This is a genomic window from candidate division TA06 bacterium (genome assembly GCA_016235665.1).
GTDB lineage: Bacteria > Edwardsbacteria > AC1 > AC1 > EtOH8 > UBA5202.
Window position 1 is genome coordinate 65518 of record JACRJI010000010.1, and the last position, 16898, is coordinate 82415.

At 52.6% G+C, this 16898-nt stretch carries 18 protein-coding genes and 1 pseudogene; 5 read left to right on the forward strand and 14 right to left on the reverse strand.

What is annotated here, in order from left to right; all coding sequences use genetic code 11:
• Nucleotides 1-16 precede the first annotated feature (16 nt).
• Together HZA73_05325 and HZA73_05330 are read left to right on the forward strand one after the other, a co-directional pair.
• Entirely contained in the window at nt 17-1138 is a 1122-nt protein-coding gene (locus tag HZA73_05325; protein ID MBI5805447.1) for an ATP-binding protein, read from the forward strand.
• A 125-nt stretch (nt 1139-1263) separates the two neighbouring features.
• The gene (locus HZA73_05330; GenBank protein MBI5805448.1) at nt 1264-2262 is read left to right on the forward strand and encodes a VWA domain-containing protein; all 999 of its coding nucleotides are present in this window, start codon (nt 1264-1266) and stop codon (nt 2260-2262) included.
• An 82-nt stretch (nt 2263-2344) separates the two neighbouring features.
• On the opposite strand, the gene HZA73_05335 is transcribed toward HZA73_05330, so the two are convergent.
• The 12 genes from HZA73_05335 to HZA73_05390 form a co-directional block, all read right to left on the reverse strand.
• A complete protein-coding gene (locus HZA73_05335; protein ID MBI5805449.1) occupies nt 2345-2902 on the reverse strand; it encodes a hypothetical protein in 558 nt (185 codons plus the stop codon).
• Between the two features lie 206 nt (nt 2903-3108).
• Nucleotides 3109-3438 (reverse strand): MGMT family protein, encoded by a 330-nt coding sequence (locus tag HZA73_05340; GenBank protein ID MBI5805450.1) that lies wholly within the window; start codon nt 3436-3438, stop codon nt 3109-3111.
• 71 nt (nt 3439-3509) lie between these two features.
• On the reverse strand, nt 3510-4268 hold the full coding sequence (locus tag HZA73_05345; GenBank protein ID MBI5805451.1) for a slipin family protein: 759 nt from the start codon (nt 4266-4268) through the stop codon (nt 3510-3512).
• Between the two features lie 68 nt (nt 4269-4336).
• A complete protein-coding gene (locus HZA73_05350; GenBank protein ID MBI5805452.1) occupies nt 4337-4483 on the reverse strand; it encodes a four helix bundle protein in 147 nt (48 codons plus the stop codon).
• Between the two features lie 24 nt (nt 4484-4507).
• Entirely contained in the window at nt 4508-4708 is a 201-nt protein-coding gene (locus tag HZA73_05355; GenBank protein ID MBI5805453.1) for a four helix bundle protein, read from the reverse strand.
• Between the two features lie 49 nt (nt 4709-4757).
• Nucleotides 4758-4916 carry an NfeD family protein gene (locus HZA73_05360; protein MBI5805454.1) on the reverse strand — a complete coding sequence of 53 codons (159 nt, stop codon included), beginning with the start codon at nt 4914-4916 and terminating at the stop codon, nt 4758-4760.
• Nucleotides 4877-5740 carry a PD40 domain-containing protein gene (locus tag HZA73_05365; protein MBI5805455.1) on the reverse strand — a complete coding sequence of 288 codons (864 nt, stop codon included), beginning with the start codon at nt 5738-5740 and terminating at the stop codon, nt 4877-4879. Before HZA73_05365 ends, HZA73_05360 begins: the two co-directional genes overlap by 40 nt.
• Nucleotides 5741-5879: 139 nt before the next feature.
• Nucleotides 5880-6023 carry an NfeD family protein gene (locus tag HZA73_05370; protein MBI5805456.1) on the reverse strand — a complete coding sequence of 48 codons (144 nt, stop codon included), beginning with the start codon at nt 6021-6023 and terminating at the stop codon, nt 5880-5882.
• Between the two features lie 18 nt (nt 6024-6041).
• A complete protein-coding gene (locus HZA73_05375) occupies nt 6042-6434 on the reverse strand; it encodes a hypothetical protein (GenBank protein MBI5805457.1) in 393 nt (130 codons plus the stop codon).
• A gap of 33 nt (nt 6435-6467) precedes the next feature.
• A complete protein-coding gene (locus HZA73_05380) occupies nt 6468-7745 on the reverse strand; it encodes a nodulation protein NfeD (GenBank protein MBI5805458.1) in 1278 nt (425 codons plus the stop codon).
• Between the two features lie 88 nt (nt 7746-7833).
• Nucleotides 7834-8607, reverse strand: coding sequence for an AMP nucleosidase (locus tag HZA73_05385; GenBank protein ID MBI5805459.1), 774 nt, complete (start codon nt 8605-8607; stop codon nt 7834-7836).
• Nucleotides 8608-8715: 108 nt separating this feature from the next.
• Entirely contained in the window at nt 8716-10470 is a 1755-nt protein-coding gene (locus tag HZA73_05390) for an ABC transporter ATP-binding protein (protein ID MBI5805460.1), read from the reverse strand.
• Nucleotides 10471-10745: 275 nt separating this feature from the next.
• On the opposite strand from HZA73_05390, the gene HZA73_05395 reads away from it, so the two are divergent.
• The 3 genes from HZA73_05395 to HZA73_05405 all read left to right on the forward strand — a co-directional run bounded on the left by HZA73_05395 (nt 10746) and on the right by HZA73_05405 (nt 15051).
• Complete coding sequence (locus HZA73_05395; protein ID MBI5805461.1) at nt 10746-11804, forward strand: radical SAM protein; 1059 nt, start codon at nt 10746-10748, stop codon at nt 11802-11804.
• 137 nt (nt 11805-11941) lie between these two features.
• Nucleotides 11942-13291 (forward strand): SPASM domain-containing protein, encoded by a 1350-nt coding sequence (locus HZA73_05400; protein MBI5805462.1) that lies wholly within the window; start codon nt 11942-11944, stop codon nt 13289-13291.
• A 728-nt stretch (nt 13292-14019) separates the two neighbouring features.
• Nucleotides 14020-15051: a radical SAM protein gene (locus tag HZA73_05405; GenBank protein MBI5805463.1), complete on the forward strand. Its 1032-nt coding sequence runs from the start codon at nt 14020-14022 to the stop codon at nt 15049-15051.
• 61 nt (nt 15052-15112) lie between these two features.
• Here HZA73_05405 and lpxA read toward each other — a convergent pair whose 3' ends face one another.
• Both lpxA and HZA73_05415 read right to left on the reverse strand, forming a co-directional pair.
• Nucleotides 15113-15889: an acyl-ACP--UDP-N-acetylglucosamine O-acyltransferase gene (gene lpxA, locus HZA73_05410; protein ID MBI5805464.1), complete on the reverse strand. Its 777-nt coding sequence runs from the start codon at nt 15887-15889 to the stop codon at nt 15113-15115.
• A 96-nt stretch (nt 15890-15985) separates the two neighbouring features.
• Nucleotides 15986-16880 (reverse strand): annotated as a pseudogene (locus HZA73_05415) (2-dehydropantoate 2-reductase).
• Nucleotides 16881-16898 lie beyond the last annotated feature (18 nt).

Here is a 16898-nt window from a genome sequence, read left to right on the forward strand (position 1 = left end):
TCACTATAATAATATTATGAACGATCCCAAACGCCGCCTGTTCCCGTTCCCGGCCATCATCGGCCAGGAAAAGCTGAAGACCGCCTATCTAGCCAACGTGGTCAACCCCCGCATAGGCGGGCTGCTGATATCCGGACCCAAGGGAACCGGCAAGAGCACCGCCGTACATTCTATCGCGCAGGTGCTGCCGGAATATAGTGCGGTCCGGGGCTGTCCCTTCAACTGCGCCACGGCCGACCCCTCCCGGTTTTGCACCCTGTGCCGGGAGAAAAGCGATCACCAGGCCCAGAGCAGGCCGATGCGGATCATCAACCTGCCGCTGTCCTGCAGCGAAGACCGGCTGGTGGGCAGCATCGACGTGGAGAAACTGCTGAAGACCGGCGAGAAAGTTGTGCTGCCGGGCATTCTGGGCGCGGCCAACGGCAACATCCTTTACGTGGACGAGGTCAACCTGCTGTCCGACCACCTGGTGGACGACATCCTGGACGCGGCGGCCTCGCACTGGAACACCATCGAGCGCGAGGGGGTGTCCATCTCCCACCCGGCCGATTTCGTGCTGGTGGGCACCATGAACCCGGAGGAGGGCGACCTGAGGCCCCAGATACTGGACCGTTTTCCGCTCTGCGTCAGGATCGAGACGGTCAAGGACCCGGAACAGCGGGTGGAGATAGTGCGCACCAACCTGATGTTCGAGGACCATCCGGAGGAGTTCTTTCAGCGATACGGACCCCGGTCGGAAGAGCTCAAGACAGCCATCGTAACCGCCAGGGCAATGCTGCCGCAGGTGACGGCCGGGGATGAGGCGGTGGCGGCGGTGGCCTATTCCTGCGCCGAGCTGAAAGTGGACGGCCAGCGTCCGGACATCGTGATCATCAAGACCGCACTGACCCTGGCGGCCCTCAACAACCGGACCCAGGCCGTCCGGGAGGATATCATGCTGGCGGCCGAGCTGGCTCTGGTGCACCGCACTCGGGACGGCGGCCTGCTGGAACCGCCCTCGCCCGAGGAGATTGCCCGCAGTTTCGGCAAACATGCGGCATCAGTGCCGGCCGCGGCCGAAATGCAGGCCCCGGAGAACGGAAAACAGTCCTCGGGAAAAGAGGCTTCCGATGCCGACGGCGTAAAAAAAAACAAATAAAGGCCAAGCTGCAGATACTCCGGCCGGCCAAGCTTAACGTTCAACCCAGGAGCGCCGGCAAGAATATTTTCAGGAACCTCTTCAGCAAGATAAAACGCCGGTTCACCAAGCCCAGGCCGGCGGCAGTGCTTTCACCGGGGCAGCCGGTTCCGCTGTTCGATCCCTCCCGCAGTTTTACCGCCAGACTTAAGGGCGGTTTCCTGAAGTTCCTGAAAAAGATTGGCAAAACCAGAACCCGGTCGTTCAAGGGGAGCCCCCGGAGACGGACCGTGCTTACCGAACGTTCCGGGCGCAACGTCAAGGCGGTGCGCTACCAGCCGGGCGAGAACACCCTGGCCCCGGTGCAGACCATCATCGAAGCCGCGGGAAAAGGCCGGTACCAGCTGAACTCCCGGCGTTTCAGCATCGGGGGCCGGGACCTGGTGGGCTGGGAGAAGGCGGAGAGGCAGAGCCTGACCCTGGTGCTGCTGGCCGACGTCAGCCACTCCACCCATCCCTACATCAACGTGATGGCTGAGATCATCCGCTCGCTGACCGGATATTTCCGGATGCACAAGGACCGGATCGGCCTGATCTCGCTGTCCGGGGCCCAGGCCCGGATCCTGAATCATCCCACCCACAATTACCAGGTGGTCACCAAGAGCCTGCTGTCCCTGGCCGTTCACGGCCAGACCCCGCTGGCCGACGGGATGCAGAAGGCCCTGGCCATGATCCGGCTCCAGAAGCACCGTTCGTTGGGATCATCCAGCCTGGTGATCGCCCTGACCGACTGCTATCCCGAGCCGCTGACCCACCATTATCCAGATCCCTTCGACGAACCGGCCTACCGGGAATCGGTCCGGGCCGCCAAGCTCTTCCGCAAGGACAAGGTCCCGCTGCTGGTGATCAATCCCAGCTTTAAGCACCGGGAGGAAAAGGATTATTTCCCCGGGGAGAAGCTTTCGGCGGCGATAGAACGGGAAAGCGGGGGGAGACTGATAAAATTATACCGGGACGTGGAAATCGCCCAGACCCAGCCCCAGGGGATCCCGCCCAGCCAGAAGGACATCCTCCGGATCATCACTGGGGTGGAGGACATGCTGGGCAACCGGAAACTGGGGGAGGACCGCAGAATGGCCGGATGATGGCTCCTTCCGGGAAAATGAAAGTATTCGGCAATAAAAAGACCCCGCCTTTGGCGGGGTCTTTTTATTCGGGCAATCAGGATCACTTGGCGGCTGTTTTCTCACCCAGGCTGGCTTCGATCTTGGCAGCCTGTTGCTTGATCCCGGAGGCCCTGGTCACGGCCTCATACAATTTACCGGCCTTGAACTCTTCTTCTGCTTGTTTCCAGGCTTCGGGCATTCCGTCGACCGCGGTTTTGGCCTCGGCCAGAACTGTCTTGTCAACGCCCCGGGCCTTAGACACAGCTGACTTGACATTGGCGATCAGTTTTGGCATCTCGGTGCTCAGGGCCTGCCAGTCCTGGGGCAGAGCGGCCTTTTTGGCCTCGATGGCCGAGGCCAGGTCCTTGATCTTGGCCGGGATGTCCTTGGCGCTGGCCAGGGCGGCCTTGTAGTCGCCGGTTTCAAAAGACTGCTTGGCGCTTGCCAGGACGGCTTCCATGTCCGCCAGCTGTTCTGGCACGAACTTGGCGGCCTCGGCCCGAACAGTATTCATGGCCTCCTCGGCGGTTTTGATGGCCAGCTGGGCCGGGGCCTTGACCATGCTGCAGGACACAACCAGCAGCATCACGCAAAACAGAACGGGCAATAGTTTTTTCATGTTTTCTCCTGATTGGTTTTAGTTGGGGTTGATGTGGAAATAATTGTCCAGGCGCTGAACTCAACATCGCTTCGTTTGTAAAATGCTTGCATTTCTCAGTGCATGCTTTGCTTCCCCTTCTCTTACATCAGGCTTGTCCTAATTTATCCAAGAGAAGGGGACAGAGGGGATGAGTTGGAAAGAAAAATATTATTGGTTTCTAACAACTATTCTTTTTGGCCTTGTCTGTTACCCGGCCCCGGCCACTGGAATCTTTCAAGATCAATTTTCCCCTGCAGGCCGAATTCTACCCCTTCGCTCTCCAGCATGGCCCGCTGTTCTTCGTATCCCTGTCCGGGCGGCAATGAGATGGTTCCCCGGCTGTTGATCACCCGGTGCCAGGGGAGTTTTTCCCTGCCCGAGCTGGAATGCAGCAGCCAGATGACCGCCCGGGCGCCTCTGGGATTGCCGGCCAGGGCCGCGATCTGGCCGTAGCAGGCTACTTTGCCGCGGGGGATGCGCTTGATGAGGGAGATTATTTGGGAGGAGAAGGTCATAGGCAAATGTGAATACTTACTTCAAACACTAAAGCGGCGGCCAATACAGGCCGCCGCTTCTCTTTGTCTGGTTATTTCTTGGCTTCCCGGTCAATGATCTGGGTGAAGTATTTCATGAACTCTATGGGCAAGGGGAAGATGATGGTGGAATTCTTTTCCACCGCGATCTCGGTCAGGGTCTGCAGGTAGCGCAGCTGCACGGTCACCGGCTCGCTGGCCATTACCGTGGCGGCGTCCTTGAGTTTGGCCGAAGCCTGGAACTCGCCGTCGGCGTGGATCACCTTGGCGCGGCGCTCGCGCTCGGCCTCGGCCTGCTTGGCCATGGCCCGTCTCATGCCCTCCGGCAGGTCCACGTCCTTGACCTCCACCGCCGAGACCTTGACGCCCCAGGGGTCGGTCCGCTCGTCGATTACCTTCTGCAGCATCTGGTTGATCTTCTCCCGGTTGGAAAGCAGGTCGTCCAGCTCGTGCTCGCCCAGGATGGAGCGCAGGGTAGTCTGGCCCATCTGGCTGGTGGCATACATGTAATCCTCCACCGCGATCACCGCTTTGTCCGGAAGGAAGACCTGGAAGTACATCACGGCGTTGACCTTCACCGAGACGTTGTCCTTGGTGATCACCTCCTGGGGCGGTACGTCCAGGGCCACAGTGCGCAGGGTCACTTTAACCATCTTCTCAAACAGTGGGATCAGAATGATCAGCCCCGGGCCGCGGGTGCCCACGTAGCGGCCCAACCGGAACACCACGCCGCGCTCGTATTCCCGCAGGATCTTGAAGGTGTTGAGCACAATGAACAGGATAAAGATGATCAGAACTATGGTACCGGTCATGGCTGGTTCCTCCTTATGTTGGGTTGAAATTTACTGAGCGTGAAGCGGATAGCGTCAAGCGTTAAGCATTACGAAGCAATTTCCTTCAGGCCAACGATCATTTTCCATAACATTCGGCCAACTTCCTGCGAAAGGGTATATAGCGTGTCAAAGTCGTCAGTCTTGAGATATCCAATGTCCTTGACTAACATTAATTGGGTTTGGAATTCTGCCAAGGATCCGTTCGCGGTATAAAGAAATTAAATATATTCTTTTCTGTTTTTCCGGCCATAACCTTCCGCAATGTTTGAAGGAATTGAAACCGAGCACCTTCTGATCTGCGAGGTTAAACCATAATTTTCATTGGCTGGAAATAATTTGGTGATATGGTATACATCTACACATAATTTGTAGGACTTTTGCCATACAATCAGATCGGCAAAGCTTTTTGTCGGTTGCATACAATCCTTATTCAATGCTCAAATAACGCTTTTCGCTAAACGCTTACCGCTATCCGCTTATGGTGACTTTCAGTGTCATGCCCTTTACCGCCACTACCTTGATCTTGGTGCCTTCGGCGATCTCGGCATCCGACCAGGCTCTCCAGTGGGTTGTGGCCCCTGAGTTGATCAGGGTTTGAACTGAGCGACGATGTCGCGGCTCACCCAATAGATATTCCCGTCGTCTCCGCAAAAAAAGATGTATTTGCCGTCCGGGGAAATGGAAGGAAACCTGGCTCCTTCCAGAAAACCAATTATTTTATTCATCTTTTGGGGTGAGGCCCAGGTCCCGTTCTCGTTCTTAAAGCTGATGCAAAGAGACATATCCTCTTTTGTTGAGGGACGGCTGGAAGAGAACAACAGGTAGTCGTCCTCCGGCGAAATATACGGCGTGTAGTCAATATAAGGAGAATTGATGACCGAGTCCAAAGGCTGGATATCGCCGTATCCCTCTTCGGTGTAACGCGCGCAGTAAATGCCTATGTTCCAGACCTTGCCGTTAAGGGTCGCTAAAAAATAAACCAGACCTGATTTGGTGAACGAAGAGCTTGATTTAAGCAGGACGCCGTCGTTTTTCGGTTCGCTCCACCCGGAACAGGTTTTTTCAACGTACAATGTCTTTCTTCCCGACAGGCTGTTTTCGGAATAATTGAAAAACAGCTTCTTCCCGTCCGGGGAATACTGCGGACCGCCGGATATTCCGCCGGCAGCAAACGGAGGGACCCGGGGTTCCGTCCATTTTCCGTTTTCGAAGGACGTGTACATTAGAATGCTGGACCCCGGCTGGGACATGTCCGGGATGACCGTCCAAAACATCTCTTGGCCGTCGGGCGATATTGTGAGCCTGCTGTGGGTGTTGCCTTTGGAGACGACCCCTTTTCCAAAAATCACCGCAGCGTTTCCGGGAGGGGTTTGGCCTAAATAGGACCATGAAGCTTCGTCTGTTCTGACAGCGCCATCTTTTTGGGACGGATTTGATTTAGTGCTTGGCATGGCCTTCTCCGCTTTGCATAAATAAATGGGTTGAGCATTGATGCCGGTGATGGTTATGGCCTGAAAAATTGCATGGCTCATCATTAAAAAAAGAATAAGGGGTCTTTTTAGCATTTTACCGCCTGCTTGTAAAAAAGTTTCATGGCTGGTTCCTCCTTATGTTGGGTTGATTAGATAAGCTATTGGTTACTTTCAGCGTCATGCCTTTCACTTCCACTACCTTGATCTTAGTGCCCTCCGGTATCTCAGTCTCCGACCAGGCGCTCCAGTGGGTCCCGGCCACGAACACCCGGCCGTCTGGTCAGTTATTGGTTTGAAGTGAGTCTTGAATTAGCTTACTTCTTGGCGGGGCGTCTTCCGCGTAAAAATCAACATAGGCCTTAAAGTGTGATATCTTCCAAAAAATAAGAAAAGGATCGCTGACATATTCAATGCTATAGACATTAGCGGTATGTGCGGAGATGCGATGATATTCCTTCTTGATGATTTCTATGGCGTCATCAATTGTTAAGCGGCCATCAAAGGCCATTTGTTCAATCCTATTATAACTGGTCAACCCTTTGCCATTGACAATGATCTTTGGTTCGGATAAAAGGGGTGTGTATGTCGTCTCGCGGTATCCGAATCGTTTGATGGCCGGGGCGCAAGAGATGGTTACTAAACAAGTAAGGAGGAGTAAAACAGTGTATTTCATTTATTCTCTCAATCAAAGTTATTCCTCTAAACGCTATGTAAGTTTTTCCACCTTTAGCTTCATCCCTTTGACCTCAACGACCTTTATTTTTGAACCCTGCACTATCTCTTCGTCGGAAAAGGCCGACCAATGTGTGCCTTCCACAAACACGCTTCCGCCGTCTTTGTTCACCAGGGTTCTAGCGTCGCCTTCCTGGCCCAGCAGGCCCTTGTCGCCGGAAAAGGGTTTGGTCCGCAGGGTCCTGATGGACAGCCAGACCCCGATGATGAAGAAGGCCGCGGTCACCAGCACCACCGGGATTATCACCTGGAGCGAGGCCCGCATGGCCGGGTCCGGCGAGTTGAACAGCATTACCGATCCCATGAACATGGCTACTATACCTCCTGTGGTCAGGACGCCGTGGGTGGCGGCCTTGACGTCTATGATGAAAAGGACTATGGACAGCAGTATCAAAAGCATTCCGGCGTAATTCACCGAGAGAGTCTGAAAGGCGAAGAAGGCCAGGATCAGCGAGATGGCGCCCACCACCCCGGGTAGTATGGCCCCGGGATTGGAGAACTCAAAGTACAGCCCCAGCAGTCCCAGCATGAAAAAGATGTAGGCCAGGTTGGGGTCGGAGATCACCGCCAGCAGACGGTCCCTCCAGTTCATCTCCATTGTGATTACCCTGGCCGACCTGGTGCTTAGGGTCACAGTGTCCCGGTCCATCACGATCTTCCGGCCGTCCAATGAATCCAGCAGGGCGGAGGTGTTGGGCGCGATCAGGTCAATGACTTTGCGCTTTAAGGCCTCGGTCTCGGACAGCGAGACGCTGTGCCGGACGGCGGAGTCGGCCCAGGCTACGTTGCGGCCCCGCTTCTCGGCTATGGAGCGGATGTAGGCCGCGGCGTCGTTGGTGACCTTGCCGGACATGGTGCTGTCCATCTGTCCGCCGGTGCCGATGGAGACCGGGTGGGCCGCCCCGATGCTGGTGCCCGGCGCCATGGCGGCCAGGTGGGAGGATAAAGTGATGAAGGCCCCGGCCGAGGCCGCCCGCGATCCCTGGGGCGCCACGAAGACCACTACCGGCACCGGCGAGGCCATGATGGCCTTGATCACCTGGCGCATGGACTGATCCAGCCCGCCCGGGGTGTCCATTTCTATTATCAGGCATTCGGCCTGTTCCTTCTGGGTCCGATCAACGGCCTGGACCATGAACCTGGCCGAGGCCGGGCTGACGGCGCTCTCCACCCGGGCGACCAGGACCTGGGAGGCTTGGGCTATTCCACCGAGAGCCAGCAACCAAAAAACGATCATCAATCTTTTCATCATCACTCGCCTCTTTAGTGGATACTGACTACTGACTACTGACTACTGGTTACACACAATAGTATCCAGTAGCCACTAACCAGTATACAGTTCAGTACTGAAAATGCTTGATCTTCTCGCCCATCTGGCCGATCTCGGTCATGCTCTCGATGCCGATGTCCAGGTGCAGTTTGCTGAACTTCTTGGTGACCTCCCGGTCGCTGCGGTCGGTCTTGATGCCGTGGGGTACCATGGGAATGTCCGAGACCAGCAGCAGGGCGCCCCGGGCGATCTGGTTGGCGTGGCCCACTATGAACAGGGTGGCGGTCTCCATGTCGATGGCAATGGCCGTCAGCTTCTTCAAGTATCTTTTGAAGGGCTCGTCCCATTCCCAGACCCGGCGGTTGGCGGTGTAGATCACCCCGGTGCGGTAATCCAGATTCCGCTCCTTCAGCTTTTCCGAGACGAACTTGTGGAGCTTGAAGGAGGGCAGGGCCGGCACCTCGGGCGGCAGGTAGTCGTTGCCGGTGCCCTCGCCCCGGATGGCCCCGATGGGCAGGATGAAGTGGCCCAGCTCGGTGGTCTTTTTAAGCCCCCCGCATTTTCCCAAAAACAGCACCCCCTTGGGATGCCGGGCCACCAGCAGGTCCATGATGGTGGCGATGTTGGGGCTGCCCATCCCTAGATTCACGATCGACAGTCCCTTGTCGTTGGTGGCGGCCTGCATCGGCCGGCCTTTGCCCTTGATCTCGCAGTTGAACCGCTCGGCAAAGCGCTGCAGGTAGTCGTCGAAGTTGGTCAGCAGGATGTAATCGCCGAACTGGTCGATCTCCATCCCGGTGTAGCGGGGTAGCCAGTTGCGGGCTATGTCTAGTTTTGTTTTCATAAGTTTTACCTGAAGCTGAAAATCAGTTGTTTATGACGGATAACTGCGATCCCTGATGCTTATAATAACGCAAAAAAAGCCCCATATCAAGCATTAATTATAAAAAAATCAAGCTGTTTCCATTTTGGAATAAAGTTCCCGGTACAAGGGGCAGGATTCGTAAAGGTCCTCATGCCGGCCTCTGGCAATTATCCGGCCTTGGTCCAGCACCACTGTCATATCTGCCTCGCGAACCGTAGAGAGCCGGTGGGCTATTATGATCACTGCCCGGTTATGCCCCAGATCATTCAAGGTTTGCCGGATATCGCGTTCCGACTGGGAATCGATCTGTGATGTGGCCTCGTCCATTATCAGTATCTTCGGATCTTTCAAAAGCGCCCGGGCAATGGCGATCCTCTGGCGCTGCCCACCGGAAAGGGTGCATCCCCTTTCGCCCACTTTGGTCTGATATCCCTGGGACAGATTTTCTATGAAACCGTGGGCCGATGCCTGCCGGGCCGCTTCCATCACCTCCCGGTCGGCGGCCTGGGGCCGGCCGAAGCGGATGTTCTCCATTACCGTGCCGGAAAACAGGAACGTATCTTGTGAAACCCAGCCGATCTCCTGGCGCAGGGAGGTCAGACTTACCCCGGCGATATCCTGGCCGTCCACCAGGATCCTCCCGGCGGTGGGCTCGTATAACCTTAAAAGCAGGGACATCAAAGTTGTTTTGCCGGCACCGGATCTGCCCACCAGAGCCACGGTCTGTCCTGGTTCGATCCGGAGATCAAGATCTTTCAGTATGATTTCAGGGTCTTCCATTTCCGGGGAACCGGCTCTTTTTCCGTAGCTGAAACCCACTCCTTCAAAGCAGACGCTGCCCTTGACGATCTTCAGGCGAGGCCCCCGGTAATTTTCCCGGGATACCGACAATATTTCAAATATCCGTTCCACCGCCGGGAGGGACCGTTGTATCCCCAGATTAAGATCGTATAAAACCCTGACCGGGCCGAACAGGTATCCGATGAAGTTGACAAATGCCAGCAGTCCTCCCACGGTCAGATTCCCCCGCATTATTTCGGCCGAGCCGTACCATAAAAGAGCCAGGGGGCTGATGTTGGAAATCACCATAGAAGTAAGTCCGGCTCCCATGCTTACCATATCCAGCTTGACCTCGTTTTTTATGGCAGCCTTGATCACTGAAATATATTTCAATCCGGCGCGGTTCTCGGCGGTATACGCCTTGACCAAGGTCACTCCCGACAGAAGTTCCTGCAGCTCCTGCTGGACTGCGGCCGCCAGTTCCCGGTTTTGAGCGCTCAAGCTGCGAATTCTCTTATTGAATACGATCAGCGATAAAAGATAAAAAGGCAGCAAAGCCAGGGAAAACAATGCAAGTTTGGAGTGGATGTATAGAACCGCGATAGTGCCGCCCAAAAAAAGCAGAACGTTTTGAAAGCCGGTAACCATGGCGTCGGCCAACAGACCTTGGACCGAATCCACATCGCCGGAAAGCCGGGACATCAGATAACCGGTCTCCCTGCCGTGGAAAAATGAAACCGGAGCCTTTAGCACATGGACAAAAAGCGAACGGCGGATATCGAAAATGACCCGGGCCTTAAAAGTTGTAAGCAGGTAAGTTTGAAAAAAGTAGGAAGCGACCCTGATAACTATAACGCCAATAGTGGCCCACCCTATGATGTTTAACAGGTCATAGGAGCGGGACGGAATGACCTTGTCAATCAGGTATCCGGTTATAAAGGGCATGGGCAGCTGCAGGGCAGCTGTCAAGAGCATCAGCATAAAGGCAAACAAGCCCTTTTTCCAGTACGGTCTTAAATAGGACAAAAACCTGAAAATTGTTTTAAGCGAATTTTTATCCATGATAACCTTATATAATATAAATAGTTTGATGTTTTATGCTACAATTACAGTATTGTGTAAAAATTTTATCAATAAATAACGTGACAGTAAATATATAAAAAAAAAGAAATAATATCATTGACTTTTAAGACGAAAATCATTACAATATTATATAATGGCAAAAATAACTTTATTTGATAAAAACAATTCTATCATATTGTAAGTTGATATTCAAATAAAATAATTGAACTGGAAAAACGCTAATCAAATGTAATAATATAAAGGAAAGGAATAGCATGGAGACCAAGCAGGAACAAAAATATAGGCCTCAAATCGTGGTCTGGGAAACAACCTTCAATTGTAATATGAACTGTCTCCATTGCGGCACTGCGGCCGGAAATGTCCGGACCAAAGAGTTGACCACCGAAGAAGCTTTAGGCGTTTGCGATGAACTGGCCAGGCTGGGCTGCGAGGTCGTGGTCCTTTCCGGAGGCGAGCCTTTGCTGCGGCAAGATTGGCCGGAGCTGGCCCGGCGGCTTAAAAAGAACGGGATCAAACCGCGCCTGATAACCAACGGCTACCTGCTGACCCCGGAGGTGGCGCGTCAAATGAAAGAATGCGGGCTTGGCGTGGTGGGAGTCAGCTTTGACGGCGATGAGGCGGCCCATAACAAGATCAGGCGCAATCCGCAATCCTACCAAAAAGCGTTACAGGCTTTCGGCTTTTTGAAGGACGCCGGAGTTGAGGCATGCGCTGTCACCCAGATCTCCAAGCATAATTTTCATACTTTGGAGAATATCCGCTGTACTTTGATAGAACATAAGGTGCCGGCATGGCAGATACAAATGACAACTTTGACCGGCCGGATGAAAGAAGAACCAGGCAGCCCGGTGCTGGATGAGGACCAGTTCATGCATCTGGCAGAATACACAGCCAAGATAATGGATCAGAAGGAACTTGCAGTGTATGCCGGCGAAAACATAGGTTATTTCAATCACCTGGAGGGAATATTCCGCAAGGGCGGTACATTCATGGGATGCAATGCGGGCTTAAGAGTGCTGGGGATCGAAAGCAACGGAAACATCAAAGGCTGCCTGTCCATGCCCGAGGAATTCGTCGAGGGCAACATCCGGGAAAGGAGCCTGACCGAAATATGGAACGATCCCAATGCTTTTGCCTATAACCGGTCGTTCTCAGCGGATGCCGGCGAAGGCAGCTGCAAGATCTGCAAATTTTTTGAAAAGTGCCGGGGCGGCTGCGGAAACACAGCGATCTCCTCGACCGGACACAGGCACAATAATCCGTATTGCGTATTGGCGATAGAAAAGAAAAGGGAGGCCAACCTGTCACGGTGACACGACAGTTGTAAAGCGGTAAGAATATGAAAAAGCGGCTGGCCGGATAGTGTCTGGGTGATAAATTATATTACTAAAAAAAATATAACCATTCCGAATCACATAATAACGGTTTTACAAACCACTATGATAGGGGAATGATGGGACATAAAGCCTCTAAATACAATTATTTTTTTAAAGCCCAGGATGGAACCTCCCTGGCTTTTAACGCCACCACGTCCGGCCTGGCCAAGCTGGCCCCGGATAAGGCGGTGGTAGTTGATGGCATATTGAAAGATCCAAACGGTTATGATTACTGCACCGCAGAAAAAAAGGATATCAAAGAAAAACTGTTGCAGGGCCGTTTTTTGGTGGATGAAAAGGAGGACGAGGTCGGCCGGCTTAAGGTTAACAACCGGATCGGCCGTTTCAATACTCAAAACCTGGGGTTGACCATTGCCCCCACTCTGTCCTGCAATTTCAAATGCCGGTACTGTTACGAGACAGCCAAGCCTGGTGTGATGAAGCCTGAAGTGGAGAAGGCTCTGGTAAAGATGGTCCAGGAGAAGATGAAACATTGCCGGAACCTGTCTGTAACCTGGTTCGGTGGTGAGCCTTTGCTGGCCCTGATAAACATCGGACGCCTGACCGCCCGGTTCAAAACCATTTGTAAAAAGTCCAAAGCCGGATATTCCGCCGACATAATCAGCAACGGCTATCTGTGGGATAGAAAAACGGCCCAGAAACTTAAACGCTGGGGCGTTAAGTCGGTTCAGATCACATTGGACGGTCCCAGGGATATTCATGATCAGCGCCGGCCGCTGGCGGGCGGCAAAGGCAGTTTTGATAGGATATTGGACAATATAACCAAGACCCATGATGTGATACCGATCAGGGTCCGGGTGAACACCGATAAAACCAATTCATCAAAAGTACTGGAATTGCTGGATGAGATCTCATCCAGGGGGCTAAGAGATAAGATTAAAGTGTACTTTGCCCAGGTAGAAAACTACACCGATGCATGCAGTAATATCATCGGCAGCTGTTACAGCAGCCAGGAATATTCGTCCCTGGAAGTGGATCTGTATCAAAAAGCAATAATGAAGGGGTTTCCCATAGGAAGATACCCGGGTCCCATCGGCGGAGGATATTGCGGCGCCGATCACCTGTCATCCTTTGTAGTGGCCCCCAGCGGACTGCTTTTCAAATGCTGGAATGAGATCTCGGGAGATGAAAATATTGCCGTGGGCAGCGTCTTGAAAGATAAACCCGACGGCGGACAGCAAGCCAACCTGGAAAACTGGCTGAGCTGGGATCCTTTCGAAAAAAAGGACTGCCGGAGCTGCAATATCCTTCCGATCTGTATGGGCGGATGCCCATATAATGCCAAACGTTTCAATAATAACGATAACGCAGGACATTGCGCCAATTGGAAGTACCATTTGCTGGATATGCTTAAGCTGACCTACTTTGGGCATACAAAGGGATCGGACGATAGAACACCCTAATTAGTAACCGAAAGGAGGTGAATCTTAGTGGAGTTTATCATCAATCCAGTGGAGCCGCAACAGGGTCCTGGAGGATGTACAACGAAAATTGGATGTCCGAGCCAGACATGTCCCCAGGTAATACCGCTTTACGGTGTACCGTGCCGCGTGGAGCCTTACTAGCATGCTAAAATGCCCCGCAATCCGTAAGGGTTGCGGGACAACAATTGAAACAACTGTAAACCGGAATACGAACCGGTTGTAAAAAATATAAATTATGTTATGAAAGGAGGTGAATCTTAGTGGAGTATATCATCAAACCGGTGGAATCACAGCAGGGCCCGGGCGGCTGCGTATGTCAGGGAGGCGGATATCAGGGATGTCTAGACCTTTGGGTACCGCTTTATGGCGTAGTGTGCACTACGGAGGGTCAATAACAGCAGGCTAAAAAATGCCCCGCAATCCTTAGGGGTTGCGGGGCGGCATATGAAATATTAAAACAGTAAAAGATCCGGTCTATTTAATGATAGAACACCCCAAAAATGAAAGGAGGTGAATATAATGGAGTATTTGGTAAAACCCAATAGCGGCGATACAAAGTCTGGATGCCCGACAGTATGCACCGAGGTGATCTATATCATCAGCACCTGTCCGCCTAACCGGCATTGATCAACCAAGGCGATTTCAGGTACTACCCTCGCCGTCAAAAGCGGGGGTAGTACGATCCAAGAAACAATTTCGGGGCTGTAATGCAAGAAACATTAAGAGTGGTTGCCCTGGAGGCCACCAGGCAATGCAATTTGAATTGTCCTCATTGTTTTACCAACGCCGGCAAAGCCGTTTCCGACGAGCTTTCGACCAAAGAATGGCATGGGATCATAGACCAGATAGCTGGATTCAAGCCGAAAATCATAGGGTGGTCCGGTGGGGAGCCTTTGTTGCGGCCGGATTTTCTGGATATCTTTTGCTATGCTTATCAAAAACACGGTCTGGAAGCGTCTCTGGTAAGTAACGGACTGACCCTTACCCCGGAGAACCTGACGGTTTTAAAGAATAACGGGCTGTTGAATGTTCAGATCAGCCTGGATGGTTCTACCCACGAGGTCAACTCCATGATCCGGGGCGGCACCGATGAAATATTTCAGAGGATCCTGAAATCATTCGATTATTGCCGGGAGGTAGGAGTACCGACGGTCATCGGAGTGATGCCACATCCCAGCAATATTGACGACATTCCTAACATAATAAAGCTGGCGGAAAGCTATGGCATAAAGTACCTGCGCTTTTGCACTTTCGTGCCTTTCGGCCGGGGCCAGCATGAGGCCGTTAAATCACAATACTTCCTTAGCCACCAGGATTTCAAGCGGTTCCTTAAGATGACCGGAGAATATCCTCACCTGAATCTGATGATCGATCCGGTCTCCGGGCCCTTGCCGCCAGATTTTACTTTCAACTGCCGTAACGAAGACGGATGCCCGGCCGGAAAAGACATACTATACATAACCGCCAATGGCGACGTGTACCCCTGTACCGCCTTGTGGGGGGATGGTTTTAAAGTTGACTCCCTGCGTTCAAGAACGCTTAAAGACATCTACCATTCGCCGGCCCTGACCAAGGTGGGCAGCCACTCAAAAAGCAAAATCAAGGGGGCCTGCCGGGCTTGCGATAATTTCTCGGCCTGCGGTGGAGCCTGCCGGGGAACGGCCTACAGCATGACCGGCGATCTTTCGGCCTCGCTGCCGTATTGCTACTACCGGGAGGAAAGAAGGGCCGGCGGGTAGATAGATGAAATAAAAGCCCCTTGCCGTTAAAGGCAAGGGGCTTTTATGTTTTAGCAGAGGTTTATTTGGTGATTCCCCGTTCCGAGGCTTCTATGAACTCCACCATGTGCTTGATCTCCGAGGTCATCTCCATTTCTTCCTTTATCCGGGTCAGGGCCTGGGTGGTGTTCAGGTTTGAACGAAAGATGATGCGGTAGGCCTTTTCCATCATGTCACGTTGCTCCTGGGTAAAGCCCCGCCGGGACAGCCCCAGGGTGTTCAGGCCGTACATCTTCAGCGGATTGCCGAAGGCCTTGGAGTAGGGCAGGACGTCCTTCTGGACCGCCGAAGCCCCGCCCACGATGGTGTGGCAGCCCACCCGGGAGAACTGGTGGACCGGGGTCAGCCCGCCGATGATGGCGAAGTCCTCTATTATGGTATGCCCGGCCAAAGTGGCCGAGTTGGCCAGGATCACGCTGTCGCCAACGGTGCATTCGTGGGCCACATGTGAGTAGGCCATCAGCAGGCAGTTGCCGCCGATCTTGGTCACCTGGCCCTCGATGGTGGAAAGGGTGATGGTGGCGAACTCCCGCACCACGGTCTTGTCGCCGATGACCACCCTGGTCTTTGCTCCCCGGTATTTCAGGTCCTGGGTGTCGCTTCCTATTGAGGCCCCATGCCAGACCTTGCAGCCGGCGCCCAGCTCGGTCCATTTGTGGATAGCCACCGAGTCGCCGATCTGGCAGTTGTCTCCGATGACGCACTCCGGGCCGATGATGGTGAAGGGGCCGACCGTGACGTTGTCGCCCAGGCGGGCGGTGGGGTCGATGATGGCGGTGGGGTGGATATGATTAGGCATGGGCTAAATGAAGTAAAGGTTGTAAATGTGGTAAAGGAAGAAAAGGTTGTAAAAGAAATAATATGAACGTCAGGTTTGTTTGATCCTCAGTATGCACTATACCAGGCGTTGTGCGCTGTAGGTTTTTAAGTCTTTTCCTCTCGCTTTCAAGTCATTTGGCAGAATACAACTATATACAAATCTATTGATTGGAGTATCAATTCCATATTTCTTCCCAAGCTGAACAACGATTCCGTTCTGATATTCAATCTCCGAAGGCTTGTTTTCCCATACATCTCTGGTCAAGGAAGAGGTTGAGTCATAGGGAAAAGAATCAATGAAGGAAACGGTGTTTTTGATAAAATCAGATTCAATATTTATTCCGATCTTTTGTGACAATAAATATATCTCTGTGAGCAGATCGATCATTAGTTGCCGGGTCTCTTTTAATTCTCTCAATTCTCAATAGGTTGTCTTTGTAACAGCCAATAAACCGCTTACACAAATAGAAATGAATTTTTCCCATAAATCAGCCTCGATATCTTCCGATATTTTTGATTCGATGCCGGCTGTTTCCAAGATTTTTTTAACCTCAAAGATCCTTTTGGTTTTCGACCGGTCAAGTTCGCCAAAAACAACAGTTGGTGTTATCCCAAAATGATTAATGACCCCGGGTGATTCTATTTTACTGATTATCCGGCACAATCCACCCAATATATTTTGCTTATCTATCCTCTGGGATAACTCTGTTGCAGCCAAAACGCCATTTTGAAGGGGTAAGATCATGGTATCCGAATGCAAAATCCGGTTTATCTATTTCGGTGATCTTATCGGTAGCTCTTAATTTCTCTACTTTAAAATCACCGAGAATACTCTTGATGGTCAGCCCGTTGTTTGATGGGGCATTAAGATGTTTTCCCCGTGCTAAAAAAGTCACGTCAAGTCCAGCTTTGGCCAATTTAGCACCAAAGTATCCACCTACTCCACCTGCTCCAATGACTGCTATTTTCATTTTAATCCATCATGTTTG

What these genes read in the sequence shown, in the direction of transcription:
- HZA73_05365 (MBI5805455.1), bottom strand. Translation starts at nt 5,740, where the DNA reads ATGCCAAGCACTAAATCAAATCCGTCCCAAAAAGATGGCGCTGTCAGA.
- HZA73_05355 (MBI5805453.1), bottom strand. Translation starts at nt 4,708, where the DNA reads ATGCAACCGACAAAAAGCTTTGCCGATCTGATTGTATGGCAAAAGTCC.
- HZA73_05325 (MBI5805447.1), top strand. Translation starts at nt 17, where the DNA reads ATGAACGATCCCAAACGCCGCCTGTTCCCGTTCCCGGCCATCATCGGC.
- HZA73_05380 (MBI5805458.1), bottom strand. Translation starts at nt 7,745, where the DNA reads ATGATGAAAAGATTGATGATCGTTTTTTGGTTGCTGGCTCTCGGTGGA.
- HZA73_05385 (MBI5805459.1), bottom strand. Translation starts at nt 8,607, where the DNA reads ATGAAAACAAAACTAGACATAGCCCGCAACTGGCTACCCCGCTACACC.
- HZA73_05340 (MBI5805450.1), bottom strand. Translation starts at nt 3,438, where the DNA reads ATGACCTTCTCCTCCCAAATAATCTCCCTCATCAAGCGCATCCCCCGC.
- HZA73_05400 (MBI5805462.1), top strand. Translation starts at nt 11,942, where the DNA reads ATGATGGGACATAAAGCCTCTAAATACAATTATTTTTTTAAAGCCCAG.
- HZA73_05345 (MBI5805451.1), bottom strand. Translation starts at nt 4,268, where the DNA reads ATGACCGGTACCATAGTTCTGATCATCTTTATCCTGTTCATTGTGCTC.
- HZA73_05395 (MBI5805461.1), top strand. Translation starts at nt 10,746, where the DNA reads ATGGAGACCAAGCAGGAACAAAAATATAGGCCTCAAATCGTGGTCTGG.
- HZA73_05335 (MBI5805449.1), bottom strand. Translation starts at nt 2,902, where the DNA reads ATGAAAAAACTATTGCCCGTTCTGTTTTGCGTGATGCTGCTGGTTGTG.
- HZA73_05390 (MBI5805460.1), bottom strand. Translation starts at nt 10,470, where the DNA reads ATGGATAAAAATTCGCTTAAAACAATTTTCAGGTTTTTGTCCTATTTA.
- HZA73_05405 (MBI5805463.1), top strand. Translation starts at nt 14,020, where the DNA reads ATGCAAGAAACATTAAGAGTGGTTGCCCTGGAGGCCACCAGGCAATGC.
- lpxA (MBI5805464.1), bottom strand. Translation starts at nt 15,889, where the DNA reads ATGCCTAATCATATCCACCCCACCGCCATCATCGACCCCACCGCCCGC.
- HZA73_05375 (MBI5805457.1), bottom strand. Translation starts at nt 6,434, where the DNA reads ATGAAATACACTGTTTTACTCCTCCTTACTTGTTTAGTAACCATCTCT.